At 63.8% G+C, this 17996-nt stretch carries 16 protein-coding genes; 12 read left to right on the forward strand and 4 right to left on the reverse strand.

Annotated features, from left to right (window positions below; genetic code table 11):
- Window positions 1–17 precede the first annotated feature (17 nt).
- The 3 genes from XH81_RS02540 to XH81_RS02550 all read right to left on the reverse strand — a co-directional run bounded on the left by XH81_RS02540 (window position 18) and on the right by XH81_RS02550 (window position 5763).
- A complete protein-coding gene (locus tag XH81_RS02540; protein ID WP_028143789.1) occupies window positions 18–1451 on the reverse strand; it encodes a basic amino acid/polyamine antiporter in 1434 nt (477 codons plus the stop codon).
- Window positions 1452–1594: 143 nt separating this feature from the next.
- On the reverse strand, window positions 1595–4660 hold the full coding sequence (locus tag XH81_RS02545; protein ID WP_028143790.1) for an efflux RND transporter permease subunit: 3066 nt from the start codon (window positions 4658–4660) through the stop codon (window positions 1595–1597).
- On the reverse strand, window positions 4657–5763 hold the full coding sequence (locus tag XH81_RS02550; protein ID WP_028143791.1) for an efflux RND transporter periplasmic adaptor subunit: 1107 nt from the start codon (window positions 5761–5763) through the stop codon (window positions 4657–4659). Before XH81_RS02550 ends, XH81_RS02545 begins: the two co-directional genes overlap by 4 nt.
- A 273-nt stretch (window positions 5764–6036) precedes the next feature.
- On the opposite strand from XH81_RS02550, the gene XH81_RS02555 reads away from it, so the two are divergent.
- The gene (locus tag XH81_RS02555; RefSeq protein WP_049824252.1) at window positions 6037–6237 is read left to right on the forward strand and encodes a DUF3551 domain-containing protein; all 201 of its coding nucleotides are present in this window, start codon (window positions 6037–6039) and stop codon (window positions 6235–6237) included.
- Between the two features lie 207 nt (window positions 6238–6444).
- Window positions 6445–6948 (forward strand): DUF1269 domain-containing protein, encoded by a 504-nt coding sequence (locus XH81_RS02560; protein WP_028143792.1) that lies wholly within the window; start codon window positions 6445–6447, stop codon window positions 6946–6948.
- A 20-nt stretch (window positions 6949–6968) separates the two neighbouring features.
- Here the strand turns inward: XH81_RS02560 and XH81_RS02565 are convergent, their stop codons facing one another.
- Window positions 6969–7679, reverse strand: coding sequence for a Bax inhibitor-1/YccA family protein (locus XH81_RS02565; RefSeq protein WP_028143793.1), 711 nt, complete (start codon window positions 7677–7679; stop codon window positions 6969–6971).
- 232 nt (window positions 7680–7911) lie between these two features.
- On the opposite strand from XH81_RS02565, the gene XH81_RS02570 reads away from it, so the two are divergent.
- From XH81_RS02570 to XH81_RS02615, 10 genes are all read left to right on the forward strand, one after another.
- On the forward strand, window positions 7912–8115 hold the full coding sequence (locus XH81_RS02570; RefSeq protein ID WP_028143794.1) for a DUF6894 family protein: 204 nt from the start codon (window positions 7912–7914) through the stop codon (window positions 8113–8115).
- 131 nt (window positions 8116–8246) lie between these two features.
- Complete coding sequence (locus XH81_RS02575; RefSeq protein WP_028143795.1) at window positions 8247–9686, forward strand: basic amino acid/polyamine antiporter; 1440 nt, start codon at window positions 8247–8249, stop codon at window positions 9684–9686.
- A gap of 30 nt (window positions 9687–9716) precedes the next feature.
- Entirely contained in the window at window positions 9717–9959 is a 243-nt protein-coding gene (locus XH81_RS02580; RefSeq protein WP_028143796.1) for a hypothetical protein, read from the forward strand.
- A 48-nt stretch (window positions 9960–10007) separates the two neighbouring features.
- Complete coding sequence (locus XH81_RS02585; protein ID WP_028143797.1) at window positions 10008–11111, forward strand: AI-2E family transporter; 1104 nt, start codon at window positions 10008–10010, stop codon at window positions 11109–11111.
- On the forward strand, window positions 11108–11698 hold the full coding sequence (locus tag XH81_RS02590; RefSeq protein WP_028143798.1) for a hypothetical protein: 591 nt from the start codon (window positions 11108–11110) through the stop codon (window positions 11696–11698). Before XH81_RS02585 ends, XH81_RS02590 begins: the two co-directional genes overlap by 4 nt.
- Window positions 11699–12184 carry a DUF992 domain-containing protein gene (locus XH81_RS02595; protein WP_028143799.1) on the forward strand — a complete coding sequence of 162 codons (486 nt, stop codon included), beginning with the start codon at window positions 11699–11701 and terminating at the stop codon, window positions 12182–12184.
- Window positions 12185–12355: 171 nt separating this feature from the next.
- Window positions 12356–12913, forward strand: a complete 558-nt coding sequence (locus XH81_RS02600) for an HdeD family acid-resistance protein (RefSeq protein ID WP_271595660.1) — start codon at window positions 12356–12358, stop codon at window positions 12911–12913.
- 332 nt (window positions 12914–13245) lie between these two features.
- The gene (locus tag XH81_RS02605; RefSeq protein ID WP_028143801.1) at window positions 13246–13491 is read left to right on the forward strand and encodes a hypothetical protein; all 246 of its coding nucleotides are present in this window, start codon (window positions 13246–13248) and stop codon (window positions 13489–13491) included.
- Window positions 13492–13555: 64 nt separating this feature from the next.
- Window positions 13556–14794 (forward strand): efflux RND transporter periplasmic adaptor subunit, encoded by a 1239-nt coding sequence (locus XH81_RS02610; protein WP_049801799.1) that lies wholly within the window; start codon window positions 13556–13558, stop codon window positions 14792–14794.
- Window positions 14791–17943 carry an efflux RND transporter permease subunit gene (locus tag XH81_RS02615; RefSeq protein WP_028143802.1) on the forward strand — a complete coding sequence of 1051 codons (3153 nt, stop codon included), beginning with the start codon at window positions 14791–14793 and terminating at the stop codon, window positions 17941–17943. The genes XH81_RS02610 and XH81_RS02615 overlap by 4 nt, the downstream gene beginning before the upstream one ends.
- The last annotated feature ends 53 nt before the right edge of the window (window positions 17944–17996 follow it).

Genomic DNA, 17996 nt, shown 5'->3' on the forward strand with positions numbered 1-17996 from the left:
CTCCGGAACCGCTCCGTTCAGATCGTGATGTAGCCGGTGGCCAGGCCATGAATGCCGATGACCGCGCCGATCGCAACGACAATGAAGATGATCCACTCGACGAAGGTGAAGACTCTCGCCTTTTGCTCGAGGCGTGCCCACAAATACAGTGCCGTGCCGGGCGCGTAGAGGATGGCCGACAGCAGCAGATATTTCATTCCGGCCGCATAGATCAGGAAGAGCGTGTAGATCAGCGCAATTCCGGTAAAGGCCAGCCCGCTTCGACGCTCGTCCGGACGCTTCTCATAGGTCTCGCCCCGCTTGACCAGCAGGAGCCCGTAGGCTGCGACCAGGAAAAACGGGATCAAATTCATGACGCTCGTCAGATTGAGCATCAGCGAGAAAGCGTCCCGCGACCAGTAGGTGCTGATGACGAAGAGCTGGACGACGATGTTGGTCAGCCACAGCGCCGCCGCCGGGACCTTGTTCTCGTTCTCGGTGCCGAACAGGGCCGGCATATCCCTGGTGCGGCCCGCGGCCGAAAGAACTTCGGTGCAGATCAAGCTCCAGGCGAGATAAGCCCCGAGCACCGAAACCAGAAGTCCGATGCTGACGAAGACCGCGCCCCAATGTCCCACCACGGCCTCCAGCACCGCTGCCATGGACGGCTGACGCATGTCGGCGATGTCGGGACGCGGCAGCACGGCGTAGGGCAGCATGGTGACGAGCACCATCAGGCTGGTCACCATCACAAAGCCGATGATCGTCGCCGCGCCGACATGGGATCGCTCCTTGGCATAGCGGGAATAGACGCTGGCGCCCTCGATCCCGAGGAACACGAACACCGTGACCAGCATGGTCGCGCGGATCTGCTCGAAGAGGCCCTTGTCCGGCATGCCCTCGCCGCCCCAGAAATTGTCGCGGAACTGGTCGGCCTTGAAGGCGAAGATCAGGATGACGATAAAGACCAGGATCGGCACGATCTTGGCAATGGTCACGATGGTGTTGATCGCGGCGGCCTGTTGCACGCCACGCAGGATCATGAAGTGGAAAAGCCAGATCCCGATCGAGGCAACGATGATCGCGATGACGGTATTGCCGTCACCAAACACAGGAAAGAACGCGCCCAAGGTCGACTTGATCAGGACCCAATACGACACGTTGCCAATGCAGCTTCCCATCCAATATCCAAGCGCCGACAAGAAGCCGGGATAATCGCCGAAACCTGCTTTCGCATAGGCGTAGACACCAGCATCGAGTTCAGGCTTTCGCTCCGCCAACGATTGAAACACGCGCGCCAGCGTGTACATGCCACCGCCGGCGATGCACCAGGCTAAGATGGCGCCGAATGGACCGGTTGCGATGCCGAATGTGCGCGGCAGTGAGAAGATGCCGGAACCGACCATGGAGCCGACCACCATGGCCGTCAGAGCAAACAGCGAGAGCTTCTGGATCGACGGCGTCGCGCTCATGTGAAGGCCTCGAACCGCGAGTGATGGTTGGCGTTGCGGCCGCTTCGCTCGCTGCGACCCGGACGATGCGCCGTGGGGCACGCATGGCCAATCAGGTGATTACCTAGTCGAGGTCCGGGATTACCCTCACCGCCCACGCGCTCTCAGGCCGCGGACGAAGAGCCGGACGCTTCGGCCTGCTCCTTTCCGCCGAACCAGGCGACATACAGTGTCGGCAGGAAGACCAGGGTCAGACCGGTCGCAACCAGCAGGCCGCCCATGATCGCAAAGGCCATTGGCCCCCAGAACACCGTCGGAGCAATCGGGATCATGCCGAGAACGGTGGAGATGGCCGTCAGCATGATTGGACGAAAGCGGGAACTGCTGGCGTCCACCGCGGCCAGCCAGGGCCCCTTCCCCAGTGAACGCTCCGCCTCGATCTGACCGATCAGGATGACCGCGTTCTTGCTGATCATGCCGAGCAGCGCAAGCACACCGAGAATGGCGACGAAGCCCAACGGCCGGCCCGACAACAGCAGCGCTGCGACGACGCCGATCAGACCGAGCGGCGCAACACTGACGACCATCAACAATCGCGGAAAGCTCTGCAACTGGGCCATCAGGACCGTGAACATGACGAACAGCATCACAGGCACCACCGCCATGACGGACGCCTGCGAATTCCGGCTTTCCTCCACCGTGCCGCCGACCACGACGCGGTATGAAGCCGGCAGCGCCGCCTTCAGCTTTGCCATGGCCGCGGCCTGCCTGTTGACGACCGTCTCCGGCAGCACGCGGTCGGCAATGGCGGCCCGAACCGTGAGCGTGGGCACGCGATCTCGTCGCCAGATCAGCGGAAACTCCTGATCATACTCGAACGATGCAAACTGGCTCAGTGGAACGGTTCGCCCGCCCGCGATCGGCATCTGCAACGTGCGCAAGCTCGCCAGCGAGACGCGCTGTTCGTCGGTTGCGCGGACCACCACATCGACCAGGTAGATATCGTCCCGCACCTGCGTGACCGGCGTGCCGGATATCACGGTGTTCAGAACGGTGGAAATCGTCTGCGAACTGAGGCCGAGAAGGCGGGCCTCGTCCTGGTTGACGCGAATCCGCACCTGGCGATCGGGCTCCATCCAGTCGAAATTCACGCTCTTGGCGGCCGGATCGGCCCCGACGATCCGTGCGACCTCGAGCGCGATGTCGCGCACCCGCTCGACGTCCGGACCGCTGACGCGATACTGCAGTGGCCATCCGACCGGGGGACCGAGGCCGAGCGGAGACACCGACGAGATCGCGTTCGGAAACTCGTCGGCGAGGAATCGTTCCAGCTTGCCGTGGAGCCGCTCACGCGCCCCCATGTCTCTGGCGACGACGACCGCCTGCGTGAAGAAGTCGTTCGGCAATTCGACGCTGAGCGGCAGATAGAACCGGATCGCACCGCGCCCGACATTGGTGCTCCAATGCGCGACATCGGGATCGCCCGTGAGCATCTTGTCCAGACGCTTTGCCGCGGTTTCGCTGGCAAAAATCGATGCATTCTGCGGCAGGCTGAGATCGACCAGCAGTTCCGGCCGATCGGAGGACGGAAAGAACTGTTGCGGGACGAGCGGCAGCGCGAGCACGGAGGCGGCGAACAGCGCGGCCGTCCCACCGAGGGTCAACCACTTGGCGCGGATCGCCGATATCAGCAATCGTCGATACAGCCGGAACACCCGTCCGGGAGTCGTAGCGCCCTTCTGCGTTGGCGGGACAAGGATGGCAACGCCGAGCAGTGGCGCGAAGATCACCGCGACGAACCAGGACGCCAGCAGTGCGATCGCGACCACTGCGAACAGCGAGAACGTGTATTCGCTCGCGGCGCTGGCGGCAAAGCCGACTGGAACGAAGCCCGCGATTGTCACGAGCGTCCCCGCAAGCATGGCAAGCGCGTGGGTCCGAAACGCGTAGCTGGCGGCCTCGACCTTGCTGTCGCCCAACGCCAGGCGAATGAGCGTGGCGTCCGTCGTCGTCATGGCGTCATCGACCAGCAGGGCAAGCGCAATGATCAGGGCGCCGAGCGATATGCGCTGCATGTCGATGTGAAGGACCGCCATGACCGGAAACACGATCGCGAGCGTGAGCGGGATCGCCAGCGCGATGATCAGACCCGGACGAACACCGAGGCTGATGAAGCTCACGACCAGAATGATGGCGATCGCCTGCAACAACGAGGTCATGAACTCGCCGACCGCTTTGCCCACGACGACGGCCTGGTCGGCCACCAGGCTCGGCTCGATCCCGATCGGCAGATCAGCAGTGATCCGCGCCATCTCCGCCTTGACGTTCCTGCCCAGCGCGAGGATGTCGCCGCCGTCGCGCATGGCAATGGCAAGCCCGATCGCCGGACGGCCATTGATCCGGAACAGTGGCTGGGGTGGATCGGCGTAGCCCCGCCGCACCATCGCAAGGTCGCTCAGGCGCAGCATGCGACCGCCGGCGGCGAAGTTGATATCGGCAATGTCCTGCTCGGACAGGAAGCTGCCCGACACCCGCAACGATATCCGCTCCGTGCCGGTCTGAATCGTTCCCGCCGGCATCACGATGTTCTGCGCCCGCAACGCCGCGATCAGGGCCGTGCGATCGACGCCGAGATTTGCAAGCTCCTGCTTGGAGAACTCGACGAAGATCACTTCCTCCTGTGCGCCCAGCAGCTCGATCTTCGCGACATCCGGTACAGCCAGGAGCTGCGAACGGATCGCCTCGACCCGGTCACGCAGCTCGCGTTGCGCAAAGCCGTCGCTGGTGAAGCCGTAGACGATGCCAAAGGTGTCGCCGAAATCGTCGTCGAAGAACGGCCCGACGACACCGGCAGGCAGCGTATGGCGAATGTCGCCGATCGTCTTCCGTACGTGGTACCAGGTATCGGAGACATCCCGCGCATTGGCGCTTCCCTTGAGGTTCACGAAGATGGTCGTGAGGCCCGGCCGGGTGAAGCTGCGCAGGAAATCCAGATGCGGGGTCTCCTGCAATTGGCGCTCGAGGCGCTCCGTCAGCTGCTTCATCGTCTCGTCGGCCGTCGCCCCTGGCCAGACGGCATGAACGACCATGGTCCGGATCGTGAAGGCGGGATCCTCGTTCCGGCCCAGCCGGAAATATGACAGGACGCCGGCGGCCACCGCTATCAGCATGAGGTAGACGACCAGCGAGCGTCGCCCCAGCGCCCATTCCGAAAGGTTGAATCCACTCATCGCCCCGACCCGAGCACGCGCACCTTCTGGCCTGGATGAAGGGCCTGAACGCCTGCAGTCACGACGATCTCGCCGGCATCAAGCCCTTGCGCGACGATCACCTGCGCCTGGTCGAACCGCAGCACGTCGACGTTCCGCACTGAGACCGTATTGGCCGAGGGATCGAAGACCCAGACGGCCGGCTGTTGATTCATCCTGGTCAGCGCGGTTGCGGGAATGCCGATCATCGGGCCGGAGCTCGCCTCGGCGCGCCCGACCACGGTCGCCCCGAGCCGCATCGCAGCCGGCGGATCGGTAAGGCCCACCTTGACCTCGAAGGTCCGCGTGACCGGGTTGGCCTGGGCGGCGACCTGCCGGACGCGCCCTTGCGCCGTCACTGCCGGATCGTCCGTGAGCGCGACCGTTACCTGCAGATTGGCAGGCGCCGCTCTCACCAGTTGGGCGGGCACATCGAAGACCGCATCGCGACCGTCCTGGCGAGCGATCTTCGCGATCGTCTGCCCGGCCTGGACGACCTCGCCGGCGGCGGGGCCGGTTTCGGTGACCTTGCCCGGCGCATCGGCGCGCAGCTCGGTAAAGCCGACTTGATCGTGGGCGGCGCTCAACTGGGCTTCGGCCATATCGAGCTGCGATTGGGCGGTCTGCTGCGCCTGCGTCGCGGCTTCGAAGTTGGCGCGGGTGGTCCAGCCCTGCGCCAGCAGCGTCTGCTGACGCTCGAAATGATTGCGGGCCTGAATGAGCTGGCCTTGCGCAGCAGCAAGCGCCGCCTGCGCCTGGCGTAGCGCGTTCGCTTCGTTCTGCGATTCCAGTTGCGCCAGAAGCTGGCCGGCCTGGACGCGATCACCAAGCCGGGTGCTGTTCGAAAGCAGTCGCCCGCCGATTCGAAATGCAATGCTTACCTCGTCCTCCGCCTCGATGCGCCCGGTGAACGTGAACGGCGTCAGCTGCTCGCGCTTCTCGACCGTGGTCGTACGAACCGGACGTGGCGCCGGGGACGTATCCTCCACCGGGTCCCTTTCACAAGCGGCAACCAGCAGCGTGGCGACCGCTGCGACAAGCGCGATATTCAGCGGCCGCATCGGCATGACATGATCATCGGTCAACTGCTCCACTGACAATCTTGTCGATAGATCATCTCCCTTCCATCGGTAAATCTACTGAGCGATCACCGATGCAATCGTGGTCCGGAGAACCTTCCGGCAGCGGTCAGAAGATTCCCAGGGCAACGTCAGGCAATCACCCGATACCGGGGACGCCGCAAGCGGTGCATTAAGGCTGCACCTGCTCCCGCCGCGGCGCTCTCGCCAAAGCAGCAGGTGGCAAGGGAACCGGCCGCTCAGGCTCCGAATGATTCACACGACCTTAGGAGGATCGACATGAGAAAGCTGGCTTTGCTGTCCGCCACCATCTTCATTGCGCTCAGCGCGATGGGCCCGTCGACGCCCGTACAAGCGCAGGATCTGGCATGGTGCTCGAAGATCAAGGGAATGCTCAACTGCATGTATGAGACCCGTTCCCAATGCCGCGCATCGGTGAGCGGACGGCAGGGCACCTGCGTGCAAAATCGCCGCCGCTGACGGCAGCGCTCAGTCCGATATCGGCCGGGCGGCGTAAATGACGTGCTGTTGGTTGTCGTACGCCACCCGGGCCTGAATGCCGCAACGGTGCCTGCGCCATCGGGACATTCCTCCGCCAACGTCCGGGGTTTCCTCCAATCGCGGCGGGTCTCCTTGCACGGTAGCTTCGACTGCTCCGGTTCGCATTTGGATCAACGGGAGGTGTCAATGTCCGATCTTGTCGCGATCGTGTATCCGTCGGAAGCAAAGGCAGAAGAAGTGCGCCAGCAGCTATTCAAGCTGCAGAAGGAATATCTGATCACAATCAGCGACGCCGTGATTGCCGTGAAGACGGACGCGGGCGGCATCAAGCTCAATCAACTCGTCAATACCACTGCGATGGGCGCAATGACGGGAAGCTTCTGGGGCCTTCTCATCGGCGTCCTGTTCCTGAACCCAATCCTCGGAGTCGCGGTGGGCGCCGCGTCCGGCGCGCTCGGCGGTGCGCTCTCGGACTTCGGCATCGACGACGCCTTCATGAAGAGCTTGTCGACCAGCCTCCAGCCCGGCAACGCGGCCTTGTTCGTCTTGATCAAGCACATGACGGCGGACAAGGTGATCAACGAGATCAAGAGCGCCGGCGGCGTTGTGCTCAAGACGTCACTCGACGAGACGAAGGAAAAACTCCTCCGCGATGCGCTGACGAGTGCAGTAGAGCGGCCAGCGGCCTGAAGCCGCCGTTCCTCCCTGTCTCAGCGCCGGCCGCCCGCAAGCCGCAGCAGCATCATGAAGAGGTTGATGAAGTTCAGATAGAGCGACAGCGCCGCGATGACCGACTTGCGACCCGCAGCGGTATGGTCATCCGCGCTGTCGTACATCGCCTTGATACGCTGCGTGTCGTAGGCCGTAAGCCCGGCAAATACGCCGACGCCAACGATCGAGATCAGCCAGTCAAGTGCGCTCGAGGACAGAAAGATGTTGATCAGGCTTGCGATGATGACGCCGATCAACCCCATGAACAGGAACGTGCCCAGCCCGGAGAGATCGCGTCGCGTCGTATACCCGAAGGCGCTGAGCGCTCCGAAACTCGCGGCCGCAATGAAGAAGACCCGGGCAATCGACGAGTTCGTGTAGATGTGGAACAACGTCGAGAGCGATACGCCGACCAAGGCGGCGTAGAGGAAGAACAGCAGCCGCGCCGTCGACACGGACAGCGTATTGATGCGCGAGCCGATGAAGAAAACCAGCCCCAGCGGCGCCAGAATGAAGACCCACATCAATGGGCTCTGCAGCAGCGCCGGGCCGGTGAGCTGATAGGTCAGCCAGGCCACGACAGCGGTCAAGCCGACGCCCGCGGCCATGTGTGCGTAGATGCGCAGCATGTATTCATGCAGGCCAGCGTCCACCGCAGACGCGCCGCCAGCCGGCTCTGCCGCAGTCAGGTTCTGATCGAAATTTGACACATCCGCCTCCTTTGGACTTCGCCGGGGCGACGACGCTAATCCTCGGGCTTCCGGAACGGCATCGGACAATCACCCGAATGCCGCCCGTGGAAATTACCCTCTGTCGCAGGCATCGCAGGGATGCCGCACATTACCGATGCGAGAGCTTGGAACGACGTCTAAGCCCTTTGGCGTATGCTCCTTACGGCTTTGTCACTTGGAAGCCGGCGCGGGTCGCGATCTAACCCATGCCATGCGCTTCTTCTTTCACATCGCCGACAGATACGGCCTCTTTCCCGACGGGATCGGACAGGACTGCCGAGATCAGGATGCAGCCATCCTGCACGCCAGACGCCTTGCCGCCGAGCTCGCCAAGGCCGGTGAATTCTGCCGCGGCAGCGTCGTGCTTGTGGCCAGCCCGCCGCAGACGGCATGCGGAGCCCCGGGCGGCGGCTGATTTTTCTGCCCTCACCACCTACAGAGAATCCCTGATGTGCGCATGCGGCAGACACTTCTAAGGTCGTCCGCAGGGGGCGGTCGGCAGATGCGACCATCGCCGCGTTGCGGATTGGGAGACCATTCTCCGTCATGGCGTCTTCGTCGAACGAGGCCAATCAAGAGCTTTCGCGCAACGCGTTGATCGCGCTTGTGATCGGATCGATGGTGGGATCCGGCATCTTCGCCCTGCCTGCGGCGTTCGGGCGTGCCACCGGCGCCTTCGGTGCGATCATCGCATGGATCATCGCAGGGACGGGCATGCTCATGCTGGCGCTCGTTTTCCAGTCGCTGTCGCAGCGCAAACCGGAGCTGGATGCCGGCATTTATGCCTACGCCAAGGCCGGATTCGGCGACTACATCGGATTCGCGTCGGCGGCCGGCTACTGGATCGGCTGCTGTCTTGCCGACGTCGCCTGTCTCATTCTGATCAAGGCCACACTCGGGCAGTTCTTTCCGATCTTTGGCGACGGCACGACGCCGACGGCCATTGCATCGGCGACACTGCTTTTGTGGAGTGTGCACTTTCTCGTGCTGCGGGGCATCAGGGGCGCGGCCAGGCTCAACACGATTGCAACCTTCGCAAAGATCGTTCCGATACTCCTGTTCATCGTCGTGGCCGCGTTCGTCCTCGATCGCGACCTGTTGGTGCAGAATTTCTGGGGAACTGAGCCGCCCAATCTCCAGCAGGTGCTGAGCCAGGTGCGCTCTACGATGCTGCTTACCGTATTCGTGTTCGTCGGCGTCGAGGGCGCGAGCGTCTATTCGCGCTACGCCAGGAATCGCGCCGACATCGGCATTGCGACGGTGGTGGGCTTTCTGAGCGTTCTCTGCCTGCTCGTCCTGGTGACGCTGCTGTCCTACGGCGTGTTGCCGCGGAGCGAGCTGGCGGATCTTTCGACGCCGTCGATGGCAGGCGTGATGGAATCAATGGTCGGGCGCTGGGGCAGCGTGTTCATCAGCCTGGCCCTGTTGATCTCGATCCTCGGCAACTATCTGTCCTGGTCGCTGCTCGCCGCGGAGATCCTGCATTCGGCGGCGATGCACCACACGATGCCGTCCTTTCTCGCGCGCGAGAATGCGAACAAGGTTCCTGTCGGTGCGCTCTGGCTGACCAACTGTGTGATCCAGGCGTTTCTGCTCGCCAGCTGGTTCGCCGAATATGCCTTCACGCTCGCACTGAAGATGACGAGCGCGATGACGCTGATTCCCTACGTTCTCGTCGCGGCCTATGGCCTCAAGCTCGCATCGACCGGCGAGACCTATTACGCCGGCGAGCGCGCCCGCACGACCGATTGGATCCGCGCCGCCGTCGCGACGCTCTACGCCGCCGCGATGATCTACGCCGGCGGACCAAAGTTTCTCCTGCTGTCCTCGATCCTCTACGCGCCCGGAACCTTGCTGTTCCTGATGGCCAAACGCGAGCGCAAGGAAAGCACATTCACGAGAACCGAAGCCATCCTGTTTGCGGCGGTCGCAATCGCGGCGGGCGGTGGAGTCTACGGGCTCGCCGTCGGTGCCATTTCGATCTGACCCAGCGTCTTTGATTGTAGGGAGGCGAACATGAACATGATGATCACGCGTTGCAGCTTGCTCCTTGCCGGGTTACTGGCCGTCGCGGCGCCGCCCGCCGTCACGCTCGCGCAATCGAAAGACGACAGCGCGGCGATGGCAAAGCAGATCGGGACCGCCACATCCAAAAAGGAGGCGCCCCCGAACACAAACACCAATCCGACAAAGCACCGGTACTGGCGTCATCGCGGCGGCAGACACCCGCATTATGGCAGCCGCCGCCTTCGCACCTGAGACATCCTAGTGGCCCCTTCAATGGATCAACCTGACAGCGATTCCGGCATGCGCTCCGAAGAATACCGAGAGCTCCCTCGGCATGAGAACGCTGCCGACGAGGCCGGACGGCCAAGCCTGCTAGCCGTCGGTCTCACCCTCCTCGCCGCCGGCGTCGCTTTATTCCTGATCTGGCAAATGGTCTCCAGCCTTCTGATTGTCTTTGCCGGGGTGCTGTTCGCCGCCTTTCTGGACGCATTGGCGCGAGCTTTGGCGCCGGTCCTTCCACTCAAACGAGCCTGGCGGTTGACGCTCGTTGTCTTGCTTCTGTCCGCGCTCTCTTGTTTCGGCCTCGCCTGGGGCGCGCGCAAGTTGCCGGAACAGACACGCCTGCTTCTGAAAGTGATGGATGCGCAGGTTGATCTGCTCCAAGAACACCTGCTGTCGTATGGCGTGGACCTGCTCGGCCCGGAATGGGGCCGCGACTTTGCACAATGGCTGTTCGCCGATCAGGGCCGGTTCTTCAGCCACGCTCAGTTTCTGCTCGGCGGAGCGTCGAGCCTCTTGACCGCCGTGCTGGTGATCCTGTTCCTCGGCATTCTCTTCGCTTTCGATCCCACCGGCCACCGCGAAAGCGTGATCGCGCTGGTCAGGCATTCCCATCGCGCCCGTGCGCGCGCCGTGATGGACGAGATGGGCAACGTCATGCGGCTGTGGTTCGTCGGACAATTGATCCGCATCATGCTGATGACGTTGTGCGTGTGGCTCGCGCTCTATCTCATCGGGCTGCCCGGTCCCTTCGTGCTCGGACTTCAAGCCGGTCTGTCGAACTTCATTCCCTATCTCGGGCCGATTGTTGCCGCGATCCCGATCGCGCTCGTCGCGATGCCGCTCGGCGCATCGCTCCTGATCTGGGCGGTCGCCGTGTACACCATCATCCAGTCGATCGAGGGCTACGTGATCGGCCCACTGATCCAGCGCCAGGCGGTCGAGACCCCTCCGGCGTGGACACTGGTTGCGATCGTCCTTCTCGGCGCTCAGTTCGGCGTCATGGGCGTAGCGGTCGCGATGCCGCTGGTTGCGATCGGTCGGGTTGCGATCGTCAGGTTTTATGTCGAGGACTATCTGGGTGGCGGACCCAAGCCACGATCGATTGCGAGTGAGCAGCCATGAGCGAGTTCGAAGCGCATTCGAATGATGCCCCGGCGCGTTCGACAACGGCCCGTTTCCTGTGGCAGCAACTTCCCTATGTCGTCGCGCTGCTGCTCGCCATCGTCGGCGTTGCCTACACCAACGTCTCGCACCAGCCGTTGACCGGCTATTGGGAGTTCCTGGCGCTCGCCATCGGCGTGGTCTGCGTTGTCACCAAGTGGCCGGAGATAGAGGGCAAGGAGGGCCAGATCCGGCTGATCTGGACGCAGGCCCTGCACTGGATCGCGGTCCTGATCACGATGAACATCATGCTGGTCTCCGGCGTGCAGCAATTGCTTCCGACCCCTGCAACGGGACTCGTCCTGCTGACGTTGCTCGCGCTCGGCACGTTCCTTGCGGGCCTGAGCCTGCTGTCGTTGCAGATCGCCTTCCTTGGCCTTGCGATGGGCGCCGCCGTTCCGGCGATATCCTGGCTGAAGCAATCCATCTTCTTCTTCCTGCTCGGGGCGGTGCTGCTGATTGGCCTCGCCATCTCGTTCTGGTGGCGCCAGGACGGCAGCCCCTCGCAGAGCGCCGCCAGGGACATCACGAGCCAACGGGAGGATTGAATGCAAGCGTTGAGATATCTTGCCGCCATCGGCGCATCCGTCGTTCTTTGCGCCGTCACCTCGCCCGCGCAAGCCGAGAGATTCAGGGTCGGCAGGCTCCTGTGCTCCTCGGAGCCACGCGTCGGACTGGTGCTTGGATCGACGCAGGCGCTGCGTTGCGTGTTCAACGCGCTGCGCCCGCCCCGGCAGTACGTCTACGAGGGACGGATACGGCGCGTCGGCGTTGATATCGGTGTGACCAGCGCCGGCGCGCTATCCTGGGCCGTCTTCGCCAGGAACTCGCGGATAGGCCCCGGCACGTTGCGCGGCAGTTATGTCGGCGCGAGCGGCAATTTTGCATTCGGTCCCGGCCTCGGCGCCAACGTCCTGGTCGGCGGCTCGCGGAGGAGCGTGATGCTGCAGCCGATCTCGGTCGAACGCTCGATCGGGCTCAATCTCGCGGCTGGCGTGACTCATCTGACATTGGGACCGCGAGGCGGTCTCTGATCCCGCCGTCTCGGTCCCGCGGTTCGGTCTGCTCTTGATGCCGGTCCGCGCAGGGAGAGGATGAGAACATTCCCGCCCCGCCGCTCAGGGTTTCGTCCGATGTCGGCGTCGGGTGTTCGACGTTAGGATCCGATGCATGCTCGATCGGGCCGTAACCGCCCAGGAGGTCGCATGACAGTGTATGACAGTCGCGGGAGTCTCGATGCCGTGGTTGCTCCGCCGCTGTGGGTTTGTGCACTCCTCGGCGTCGTCCTGATCGCCGCCGGCCTGCTCGCGCTCGGCGACCTTGCCTTCGCCACCGTCGTCAGTGTCAAGCTCATCGGGCTCATCGCGATCGCCGCCGGCGCATTCGAGATTGCCCACGCCTTCTGGACCAAGGGATGGGGCGGGTTCCTTTGGCAAGTCGTGCTCGGCGCGCTCTACCTCGCCTCCGGTGTCGTGCTGCTCACCCAGCCGGTCTCGGGCGCGCTGATCCTGACCTATTTCCTCGGCGCGGTGCTGTTCGCTTCGGGTGTCATTCGATGCGTGCTGAGCTTTGCCTATTGGCGGCAGAACGGATGGATGATGCTGATCTCGGGCGTCTTCGCGGTGATCGCCGGCGTGCTGGTCCTGTTCGGCTTCCCCACCATCAGCGCTTGGGCTCTCGGCTTCTTGTTGGGCGTCGACCTGATTGCCCATGGCCTGGCATGGCTGCTCTATGCGCTGCAATCGGTGCGAACGACCGGATAACAGAGGAGAGAACAACCATGGATGCTCCCAGTCGCCGCGTCTTCCTCAGCCTTGCGATGAACGCTATTGCCGCCGCCGCGATCGGAGCATCCGGCGCGCACCTCATCGGTGTTGCGGACGCAATGCCGGTCGATCCCGATCTCTCTCGGGCCGGCCGGGCACCGGAGGATCGCGCCATCCCGGTGCAATGGGGACCTCCGCCGCGACCCGGCTGGGGCCCGTCTCGTCCTGGCTGGGGCCCGCGACCGCGCCGACGCCGCCGCTGGGTTTGCTGGTGGCATCGTGGGCGCCGTCATTGCGGATGGCGCTGGTAGTCCGAAGGGGATGAGGAAATGGTACGCAACAAGAACCAATGGCTCCTCGTCGCCGTGCTGGCAGTGCTTTTCCTCGGCGCGAGCTGGTTCTGCGTGTCAGTCTGGAGGGCGACGCCCTCGATGCCGCCATACGGGAACATCGTGCTGGCGGCGGCTGCGATCCTCGTTCTGGTGCTCGGCTGCGGCCTGATCGCGCTGATGTTCTATAGCCATCGCAAGGGCTACGACGAGCCGGCGCGCAGTAACCGAACCGCGCGGGACTAGCTCGGCTGGTCGAATCGCGGAGGCCTGACGCCGGCAGTTCCGAGCCTGGTGCAGGGAGCGGACGATGAACCTTGCTGACGTCCGGCTCGGACTGCTGGCGGCGAGCCTCGTGACATTGTTGGCCGGCGAACCCGCGCGGCCGCAGCCAGCTCCACCCGCACCTGCCGTCGGCGTCGTCGAAGCGGCGCAGCGGCCGATCACCGAGAGCAGTGAGTTTCTCGGCCGGATCGAGGCCATCAACCAGGTTAATATTGCCGCTCGCGTCACCGCTTTTCTGGAGCAGCGGCTGTTCACCGAGGGCGCGGAAATCAGGAAAGGCGAGCAGCTTTACCGGCTCGAACGCGGCCCGTTCGAGGCGGATGTCGCCGCCAAGCAGGCGCAGGTAGCACAGCTCGAAGCGACGCTCGAGAACGCCAAATTGACCACCGAGCGCGCCCGCACCCTGCTTGGCGGACCGGCCGGGCAGCAATCGACCTACGATGCCGCCCTCGCGAGCCAGCGCAGCCTCGAGGCGCAGGTCAAAGCTGCACAGGCGCAGGTCCAGGCCTCGCAGATCAACCTCGACTACACCATCATCAGCGCGCCGATCGACGGCAAGATCGGACGCACGGCCGTGACGGAAGGCAACATCGTCAGTCCGAATTCGGGCGTGCTGACCACGATCGTCAGCCAGGATCCAATGTATGTCACGTTCCCGGTGCCGCTGCGCCAGGGGCTCGAGTTGCGCGAACGCTACGGCCCCCAAGGCGGCCTCGAAGCGGTGACGATCCGATTGCGGCTGCCCGACGGGCGCATGTATGGGCAATCCGGCAAGCTGAATTTCGTCGACAACACCATCGCGCAGAACACCGACACGATCACGGTGCGCGGAGAGATCGCCAACCCGATCCTGCGCGCTCCCTCGGCAGCGGGCGTTACCGTCCACGAGCTCACCAACGGCGAATTCGTCACCGTCGTCCTCGAAGGAGTCCAGCCTATCGAGGTGCTGGCGATCCCGCGCTCAGCAGTGCTGTCCGACCAGCGCGGCGACTACGTTCTCGTCGTCGGCGCAAACGACAAGGCGGAGCAGCGGCGCATTCAGCTCGGGCAATCGACTCCCACGATCGCTGCCGTCATCAGCGGATTGACGGCCGGTGACAAGGTGATCGCGGAAGGTTTGCAGCGGGTTCGCGCCGGACAAACCATCTCTCCAGAGCCGGCAAGTCCACTGATCTTGTCGAGCATGAAGGATTCAACCGGCGAGGCGGCTCCGCAAGAGGGGCGCGCTCCCCAGCCCCGAACCCCCAAGGGCGGCAGCCAATGATATCGAGCGTCTTCGTCGACCGGCCGCGTCTTTCGATGGTGATCGCCTTTGTCATCACCATCGCCGGCGCACTGGCGCTCACGCAGATCCCGGTGGCGCAGTTTCCCGATATCGTGCCGCCGCAAGTCACCGTAGCCGCGAACTTTCCCGGCGCCTCCGCCGAGGTCGTGGAGAGCAGCGTCGCACAGCCGTTGGAGGCGCAGGTGGTCGGCGTCGACCGCGCGCTCTATATGAAGTCGACCAGCGGCAACGACGGCAGCTACACGCTGACGGTTTCGTTCGCGCTCGGCACCAATCCCGACATCAACACGGTCAACGTCAATAATCGCGTCCAGAGCGCATTGTCGCAATTGCCCACGGAAGTGCAACAGCAGGGCGTGACCGTCCAGAAGCGATCCTCTTCGATCCTGCAGTTCCTGGTGCTCTACAGTGCAGATGGTCGGCAGGACCCGCTCTTCATCACCAATTATGCCATCATCAACGTGCTGGACGCGATTGCGAGCACGCCGGGCGTCGGCCAGGCCAATCTGTTCGCCAAGATGAATTATTCGATGCGGATCTGGTTCGATACGCAGCGCCTCACCAGCCTCAACCTGACCCCCTCGGACGTGGTCGCCGCCATTCGCGCACAGAGCGTCCAGGCTCCCGTCGGCCGCATTGGCGCGCGGCCGATCAGCGACGATCAGCAGTTCCAGTTCAACGTGCAGACGATGGGCCGCCTCGCCACCGCCGATCAATTCGCCAACATCGTGCTGCGCGCCGATCGGGACGGATCCTCGCTGCTGGTCAGGGACGTCGCCCGCGTCGAGCTGGGCGCGCAAAATCTCGACAGCGAAGCCCGGATCGACGGGCGAGCTGCCGTTCCGATTGCGATCTACCTCGCCCCCGGCGCCAACGCGGTGACCACCGCGCGCGCGGTCGCGGACACGATGCAGCGGCTGTCCGGCCGGTTTCCGGCAGGGCTCGGTTATCTCGTGCAATACGACTCCACGACCTTCGTCCGGGACACGATCATGGAGGTGCTGTGGACTTTGGGCGAGGCCTTCGTCCTGGTTGTGATCGTGGTCTATCTGTTTCTCGGAAACATGCGGGCCACCGCGATTCCGGCCGTCGCAGTCCCGGTAAGCCTCGTAGGCACCTTCGCCGTTCTGCTCGCGCTCGGCTATTCCGCCAACACCGTATCCCTGCTCGCAATGGTGCTCGCGATCGGCATCGTGGTCGACGACGCCATTGTCGTGGTCGAGAATGTCGAGCGTGTCATGGCGGAGGAGCCTGATCTGTCTTCGGCCGCGGCCAGCAAGAAAGCCATGAGCCAGATCACCGCGCCGATCGTCGCGATCACGCTGGTGCTGCTCTCGGTGTTCGTGCCGATCGCTTTCATTCCCGGCATCTCGGGCACGCTGTTCCGCCAATTCGCGGTGACGATCAGCGCCGCCATGATGATCTCGGCATTGAATGCCCTGACGCTGTCGCCGGCCCTCTGCGCGCTGTTGCTGCGTCACACAGGACGGCGTCGCGGCATCATCGGCCGCATCCTCACCGGCATCGACTGGGTGCGGGATCGTTACAGCGGCGCGGTCCGCCGGCTCGTGCGCATGGCAGCCTTGTCGCTTCTCCTGGTGGCCGCCTTTGCCGCAGCAATCTTCGGCCTGTCGCTGGTGACCCCGACGGGCTTCCTGCCCGAGGAGGACCAGGGCGCCTTCTTCACCTCGGTTCAGCTGCCGGACGGCGCATCGGTAGCTCGGACCAGCGAGATCACCCGGCAGATCGAGGACATCTTGAAACAGATGCCGGCCGTCGATCACGTCCTCGCGGTGATCGGCTTTTCGCTACTCGACGGAGCTTCCGAGCCGAACAGTGCGCTGGTGGTGGCGCGACTGAAGCCGTTCGCCGACCGCAAGACGGCAACGGATTCCGCACAGGCGCTGATCGCCAAGACCTTCGCCGCCGGCGCGCAGATCCGGCAAGCCAACGTGCTGCCGTTCAACCTGCCGCCGATCATCGGGCTCTCCACCGGCGGTGGCTTCGAATATCAATTGCAGGCCCTGGAAGGTCAGGCTCCGGCCGCGATCTCCAGCGTCACGAACGCGTTGATCGGCGCGGCCAATGCCGATCCTCGGCTCGCGCGCGTGTTCTCGACATTCACGGCGACCAATCCATCGCTCTATCTCGATATTGACCGCCGCAAGGCCCAGGCGCTGGGCGTCACGGTCAACGACATCTTCACTGCGCTCCAGGCCACGCTTGGCGGCATCTACGTCAACAACTTCAACCTGTTCGGTCGCACCTGGCAGGTCAATCTGCAGGGTGAAGCACTCGATCGCGGCGATACGTCCGATGTCTGGCGCATCCATGTGCGTGACAGCTCGGGCGAGATGGTGCCGCTGCGATCCCTCGCCGGCCTCAAGATCGTGACCGGGCCGCAGGTCATCACCCGCTACAACAACTATCGTTCGGTGACCGTCAACGGCAGCCCGGCATCGGACATCTCCTCCGGGGCCGCGATCGCCGCCATGACGCAGATCTCGGAGGATGTTCTGCCGTCGGGTTACGGTTTCGCGTGGACCGGCACCGCCTACCAGGAACAGCAGGCGGCCGGCCAGACCGGCATCGTGCTCATGCTCGCCGTCCTCTTCGCCTATCTGTTCCTGGTCGCGCTCTATGAAAGCACCGTGATCCCGATCCCCGTGCTGCTCTCGGTCGTCGTCGGCGTGCTCGGATCCTATCTCGGCATCAAGATCGCTGGCCTCAATCTCGACCTCTACGGCCAGATCGGCCTCGTCGTCCTGATCGCGCTTGCCGCCAAGAACGGCATCCTGATCGTCGAGTTCGCCAAGGAGCAACGCGAGGCCGGTGTGCCGCTCGACGAGGCCGCGATCCAGGGCGCACATATGCGCTTTCGCGCCGTCATGATGACCTCGGCGGCCTTCATCCTGGGCCTCTTGCCGCTCGTGATCGCGACCGGCGCAGCCGCCCTCAGCCGGCGCGCCGTCGGCACGGCCGTCTTCGCCGGCATGCTGGCCGCAAGCTCGATCGGAATATTCATGGTGCCGATGCTCTACGTGGTTTTCCAGCGCCTGCGTGAGCGTGCGAAGGCAGCCTTCAAGTCAAGCCGTCAGCCGAATTCGCCCGACCGCAATGCAGTCTAGGCAGGCTTCGGAGGTGTCCCTTGCATCCGGCAATCCTCGCCTCACCGGCTACC

The organism is Bradyrhizobium sp. CCBAU 25360 (assembly GCF_028128695.1).
GTDB classification, from domain to species: Bacteria; Pseudomonadota; Alphaproteobacteria; order Rhizobiales; family Xanthobacteraceae; genus Bradyrhizobium; species Bradyrhizobium ottawaense.